Source organism: Embleya sp. NPDC025285, assembly GCF_055558835.1.
On record NZ_JBVHLU010000085.1, the window covers coordinates 42,051 to 48,050 of the forward strand.

A 6,000-nucleotide genomic window follows, 5' to 3' on the forward strand; every position below is an offset into this window, starting at 1 on the left:
CGATCAAGCCGGGCCGCTGCCAGGCTCTCTGCATGGCTGCTTGGGACGGGACCCACATCGTGCGCGGCGAGGCGATCCACCGCCCGCTCGAATAGGCGGCCGTACCGGCCACACCTCGCACGCAGAGTGAGTCCTCGACCGGTCGAGAACGGCCGAGGCCCACGCACGGAGCAGCTCCGCGCGGTCATCCCCGACGCAACACGCCGGGACTGTACGCGCGTTCACCCGACGTGAGAAGCGTCACGACCGCCACTACCCGCACACGCGTCCGCCCGGGCGCGGCTTGCCCGCCGGGCCCGTCCGCGCAGGTCGTCGCGATCCCGCAACCTGCGGCCCAGCGCACGCGGGCGCACTCGCTCCCGGGGCCGAGACCCGGCCACCGACCGTCGAGCGGTCGCGCGGCCGGCCACCCGGTGAAGAAAAACGACGCGGGGTGGCAACCGGGCGGATCCGGTATTCGAGTAGTTCAGTAAGCGCCGAAACAACAACCGGCGCCGACCACTCCGACAGCAGTACGCCGCAACCGACGCCCGACGACGATCGCCTCGTTCGCGGCGCGCCGACAGGATCACACTCGTCGCCGGTATGGGTCTCGCCCATCCCCGTGTTGTCCCGGACCGGGCACCGGCGGCGGAAGGTCCAACGCCGACGCCCGGCCGCGTTCACGGCATCCGCCGCCGACCGCTCACCAGCCGTCCCACGACACCCTCACCGAAGGCATCCCACCAGGAGATCCAATGAACCCCAACGACAAGCCCGTCGACCAGGTCCTCGGTGCCCAGGCCGCAGGCGCCCTCGTCAACGCATGGATCGACACCTTCATGACCGAGGACCTCCTCAGCCGCGAGGCCGCCACCCGCGCGGCGTGCGAGCGCCTCGCCGACCGCTCGCCGTGGCTGATCGTCGAACCCGGGCAAACCTGGCGCCTACGCGAGGAGTTCGCTCCCACCTCCGACTTCTCCCCGGGCCGGGTCCGTATCCTCGCCGTCCGCCGCGCCGGCGGCATCCATCCCCATGAGGGCACGGCGGCCGTCCGGATCGGCGACGCCGAACACGACCCCGACCACGCCATCGGCTGGATGGACCTGGAGGACTTCGACATCCTCTACGCCCTCGACGCCTGGCCCCGAACGAGCCCGGTCACCCGCGACTCCACCACCACCGTGCCCGAAGACTCCTCCACCGAACCGCTGATCGAGCGCCTCCAGGAATCCGAATGCGGACGGCGGGACCAAGGAATCGAATAGACGCACCGCATGCGGGCTCACCCGGCGAACAACCAAGCCCCGGGCCCGACTCCGACAGATCGAGCAGAGGGATCGACGAGAAGGATCCACGAGAGGAGTCGACCGGAGGGATCGACAACCGGCCACGTGCGGCCGGATCACCTGGGGAAGCCCGGAGCTTGGCGCAAAACCTACCTGCGAGGTGTTCGCGGATAGTGATTGGGTGACTTCCGTCGGTTATCGCGCTGAGGTGGGGAGTCACGCGTGATCATTCAGTTGTACGGCGAGTGGACCGGGCGTTCGGATAGGGTCACCGGCTACGAACAGGCGGTGGCCGGCTGCCCGGAACTGGCCGATCGGCACAAGGAATACGTCACCTCCGGTCGGCGGCGGTTCGAGCGGACGATGCTCGACAAGGGACTCGCCCTCTACATCGACGTCCCGCACCACCTGCTCGGCTTCGACGACTCCGGCGCCCGTGGCATCGCCGAGATCAAGCCGAACAGCTGGGAGGGCGGCTTCCTGAGCTTCGAGGTGGGCAGCGGCCGGCACTGGACCGACGGCCTCGTCACCGCACCCGAATCGGTGTTGTGGCAGGCGATTCACGCCTATTGGAGCGTGAAGGTGCCGGCATACGAAGGCGCGTCCGCACAGGAGCGGCAGGCGTACCGGCGAGGGCGTCTGCCGTCGGAGGCAAAGGGCGTGCCCACCATCGAGGACCTTTCCGGCCTGATCGACTACACCCGATGCGAGCAGTCCGGGCCGGTCCTGGTGGTGAAGGGCTGGAACATGGAGTTCGAGCAACCCGACAGCCGGGACGAAGAGTTGCCCTTCCTCGTCGCGCTGTCCGACCCGCTCCGCCATCCCGTCCCGCTCACCGGCCCCTACGGCTCCGGAGGCGACCGCGACGAGACGGCACGGCTGGAGCGCATCAGAAACCAGGATTCCCCGATGCGCATGGGCCGCCGCCGGCCCCGCCGCACACGACGCCCCCGCCCACCGGGAGGACGCACACCCACCCCCGAACGAATCTCCCCGAACCCCTCACTGGCTCGATGACCGAACCCGGGCGAGGACGAGGGCCCGGCCCGGGCCCAGGCCCGGCCAGGCCCGGGGTGGGCACCAGGCACGCGTGGTCGTCGATTGTCGGCAGCCACCCATAGGTAGTTTCGGTTGAGAACAACGCCGTTGGAACAACTACTGCGTGCAGACTCGGACGACCCTCGCCGCCTGGCGTGCCTACAGCGATGTGCTGTTGGAGCGGGGCGACGCCCGGGGCAGCCTGATCGCGTTGGAACTGCGCCTGACACGCGAGGTGCGGAAGGACCGACGCGAGGCACTGCGAACAGAGATCGGCCGACTGACGAAGGAGCACGAAGGAAGCTGGGACGCCGAGCTTCCCGAGGGTGTCCGGGCCGTCGCGCGCTTGTACGGCTTTGCCACCAAGGTGGCGGTGACCGGCCGCCGGAGACACCCGCGCGCATAGCCGACATCGCAGAGGAGTACGAGGAGGAGGTCGAGAGCGGTCCCTGACGTTCCAGCGCAGTAGGTGGTCGAAGTCCTTCGCCGGCCTCTGCCGATCGGGTCAGACACCCCGCATGTCGTCCCACGCGGTCTCCCGATCGGCGGATGTCCAACACCCCACCCACCGACGAAGGTTGAGGCACCGCAGGAACGACTCCCGAAAAGGACGCAGACATGACCGCCGCCACGATCGCCCGACCCACCGAGTCGCCCGCCGGCGGCGTCGCCCTTGAGTCGCCCGCCCGCCCGGTCGTCTCCCGCCGGGCCCGTTGGGCCGCGAAGGGAGCCGCGCTCACTCTCCTGCCGACCGGCCTGTGGCGCACCGCGATCGCCTTCGGCATGCCGAGCGGGTTCGCCGCGGGCGATCCGCTCCACCAGTCCAACTACCCCGGCAAGTACTCGTTCTACTTGATCGGCCTGAGCATCTTCGCCGAACTCGTAGGTCTGCTCGCCCTCGGCCTGGTCCAGCGCTGGGGCGAGGTGATGCCGCGCTGGGTCCCGTGGCTGGGCGGCCGCCGTATTCCGCGCCCGGCCGCGGTGATCCCCGCCGCGACAGGCGCCGTCCTGGTCACCCTGATCACCGTCTTCGGCGCCATCGGTTGGAACGACCCCGACAACATGGGCCACCCCGACTCCCCCGACGGCGGCTACTACTGGTTGATGACCGCCGCCTACGCCCCTCTTCTCCTGTGGGGTCCGCTGTTGGCCATCGCCACCATCGCCTACCACCGCCGCCGCAAGATCACCGGGTGACGACGGCAGGCTCAACGGATCAACGCGTGATCCGCGTGATCCGCGTGATCCGCGTGACCCGCGTGATCCGGATGAGCCTGCCGCCGTTTCGCCGACTGTGGACCGTGCCCTGGCGCTCTACCACGGCACGGTCTCGCCGTGCCGATCCAGGAACCGCAGGCCGGGGGCGCCGATTTGCGCCTCCAGCACATCGACGACGGCCGGGATGCTCTCCTCGGCGGCGAGGGGCGCGTCGGGTCCGCCGAGCCGGGTCCGGTTGTGGCCGGGGTCGATGAGCAGTTTGGTCCGGCCGTCGTCGGCATAGCGGGTGGCGTAGCTGCGCATGAGCTGGTTGAGCGCGGCCTTGCCGGCCTTGTACAGGTCGTAGCCGTCCTCGGTGTTCCGCGTGATGCTGCCCTGCTCGGAGGACATGACCGCGACGGTGCCGCCGGGCACCACGAGGTCGCGGAGGGCCTCCAGGGTGCGCAGCGGGCTCAACGCGTTGGTGACCATCACCTCGGTGAACATGTCGGTCGGGACCTCGCCGATCGGCAGGTTGCCTCGGTCGATCGCGGCGTTGACGAAGAGCAGATCGAGTCGCCGGCCGGCCAGGCGCTCGCGCAGCGCGGCCAACTCCTCGGAGCTGGTCATCTCCAGTGATTCGACCTCGAGAAGTCCGTTCGAGGCATCGGCGTTCGCTTGCAGTTCCCCGCCGCTGCGGCGCGCGGTGGCGGTGACCCGCCAGTCGCGTCGAGCGAGCTCGTTGGCGAGGACGAGTCCCAACCCTCGGGAGGCTCCGACGACGAGAGCTTGGCGGTTGGACGTGACGGACATATCGACTCCTTCTCGGTGAGCGAATTCCAACATAGACGCGACGTTGCGTCTAGGCAAGATTTTTGCCGCCGCCGGACGGGTATCGTGTCCCGCATGCCCGCCGCCGGCCCCCAGCCCCGCAGGACGCACTCCGGCAACCGGCGCGACGAGGTCGCGCGCCTTGCCGTGCTCCATGCCGCGGACGATCTGCTCGTCGAACACGGCTTCGGCGCGCTGACCGTCGAGGCGATCGCGCGCCGCGCCGGCGTCGCCAAGCAGACGATCTACCGCTGGTGGCCCTCGAAGGTCGAGATCCTCCTCGACACACTCATCGAGGACAGCGAAAAGCGTCTTCCCGTCCCGACGGAAACGCCCACGGCGGACAACATCCGCCGCTACGTGGGCGACTTCGCGCGATTCGTCACCGACGACCCCGCCGGCAAAGTCCTGCTCGCACTCATCGCCGAGGCACAGCACAACCCCGACGCGGCCAAAAGCCTGCACCGCCGCTACCTCGACCCCCGCCGCGAGCGGGAACGCGCCATGCTCACACACGCCATCGACGCAGGCGAGATCTCCCCCGCCCTCAACCCCGACGACACCATCGACGCCCTCATCGGCCCGATCGTCTACCGCGCCCTGACCCGGTCGCCCCTCTCCCGTGCACTGCTGAGCACCCTCACCGAGGAACTCCTCAAACCTCGCTCACATTGAGCATCACCAGGGCGACGCCAGCGGGGCGTGGACGCGGGCTCCCTTTGCTCCCGCGCGCTCGGCGTGGCCGCGAACGGCCTCTGGTGGCACCGGAGTAGGAGGATGCCGGGTGGGTCGCGACACGAAGCCCGGTGCCCTCGTGGGGGTTTTCCCGAGTCGGGGCGGGGCAGCCGCGAAGGCGACCCGATCGGAGGACGGCGATCATGACCAGTGCGACAACCCCGGGCAGCGCGTCGGACGAGCGCAGAACCCTCACCACCGATGTTCCCGCCCGCCTGGACCGGTTGCCGTGGTCATGGTGGCACTGGCGCATCCTGATCGGCCTCGGCACGGTGTGGATCCTCGACGGCCTCGAGGTCACCGTGGTCGGCAACGTCGCCGGCCGGTTGTCCGAGTCGGACAGTGGGCTCGACATCACGGCGGCTCAGGTCACCGGGCCGGCCGCCGCGATGTACGTCGCGGGGGCGTGTGTCGGTGCGCTGTTCTTCGCGTGGCTGACGGATCGATTCGGCCGCAAGAAACTCTTCATGGTCACGCTCGCCGTCTACCTCGTGGGCACCGCGCTGACCGCCCTGTCCGTCCAGGCCTGGATGTTCTTCCTCTTTCGGTTCATCACCGGCCTGGGCATCGGCGGCGAGTACGCGGCCATCAACTCCGCCATCGACGAACTCATGCCGGCCCGCTACCGAGGCCGGGTCGATCTCGCCGTCAACGGCACCTATTGGGCCGGAGCCGCCGGCGGCGCGCTGCTGTCGGTGGTGATGCTCGACACCTCGATCTTCCCCGCCGACATCGGCTGGCGTCTGACCTTCGCGCTGGGCGTCGTGCTCGGCCTGGTCATCCTGTTGGTCCGCCGACACGTCCCCGAATCACCGCGCTGGCTCTACCTGCACGGCCGTGGGGGGGGGGGGGGGGGGGGGGGGGGGGGGGGGGGGGGGGGGGGGGGGGGGGGGGGGGGGGGGGGGGGGGGGGGGGGGGGGGGGGGGGGGGG

General features: G+C 69.9%; 7 protein-coding genes. 6 read left to right on the forward strand and 1 reads right to left on the reverse strand.

The window, feature by feature from the left end; all coding sequences use genetic code 11:
* The first annotated feature begins 737 nt into the window (after window positions 1-737).
* From ACZ4FV_RS39100 to ACZ4FV_RS39115, 4 genes are all read left to right on the forward strand, one after another.
* Entirely contained in the window at window positions 738-1,247 is a 510-nt protein-coding gene (locus tag ACZ4FV_RS39100; protein WP_402241735.1) for a hypothetical protein, read from the forward strand.
* A gap of 243 nt (window positions 1,248-1,490) precedes the next feature.
* Window positions 1,491-2,285 carry a hypothetical protein gene (locus ACZ4FV_RS39105; protein WP_465325372.1) on the forward strand — a complete coding sequence of 265 codons (795 nt, stop codon included), beginning with the start codon at window positions 1,491-1,493 and terminating at the stop codon, window positions 2,283-2,285.
* Window positions 2,286-2,430: 145 nt separating this feature from the next.
* Window positions 2,431-2,712, forward strand: a complete 282-nt coding sequence (locus ACZ4FV_RS39110; RefSeq protein WP_402241737.1) for a hypothetical protein — start codon at window positions 2,431-2,433, stop codon at window positions 2,710-2,712.
* A gap of 212 nt (window positions 2,713-2,924) precedes the next feature.
* Window positions 2,925-3,503 carry a hypothetical protein gene (locus ACZ4FV_RS39115; RefSeq protein WP_395864958.1) on the forward strand — a complete coding sequence of 193 codons (579 nt, stop codon included), beginning with the start codon at window positions 2,925-2,927 and terminating at the stop codon, window positions 3,501-3,503.
* Window positions 3,504-3,620: 117 nt separating this feature from the next.
* Here ACZ4FV_RS39115 and ACZ4FV_RS39120 read toward each other — a convergent pair whose 3' ends face one another.
* The gene (locus ACZ4FV_RS39120) at window positions 3,621-4,316 is read right to left on the reverse strand and encodes an SDR family NAD(P)-dependent oxidoreductase (protein WP_465325373.1); all 696 of its coding nucleotides are present in this window, start codon (window positions 4,314-4,316) and stop codon (window positions 3,621-3,623) included.
* A 93-nt stretch (window positions 4,317-4,409) separates the two neighbouring features.
* Here ACZ4FV_RS39120 and ACZ4FV_RS39125 point away from each other — a divergent pair, with 93 nt between their 5' ends.
* Together ACZ4FV_RS39125 and ACZ4FV_RS39130 are read left to right on the forward strand one after the other, a co-directional pair.
* Entirely contained in the window at window positions 4,410-5,009 is a 600-nt protein-coding gene (locus ACZ4FV_RS39125; protein ID WP_465325375.1) for a TetR/AcrR family transcriptional regulator, read from the forward strand.
* 203 nt (window positions 5,010-5,212) lie between these two features.
* Window positions 5,213-6,000, forward strand: a 788-nt coding sequence (locus ACZ4FV_RS39130; protein WP_465325377.1) for an MFS transporter, incomplete at its 3' end; no start/stop codon positions are given.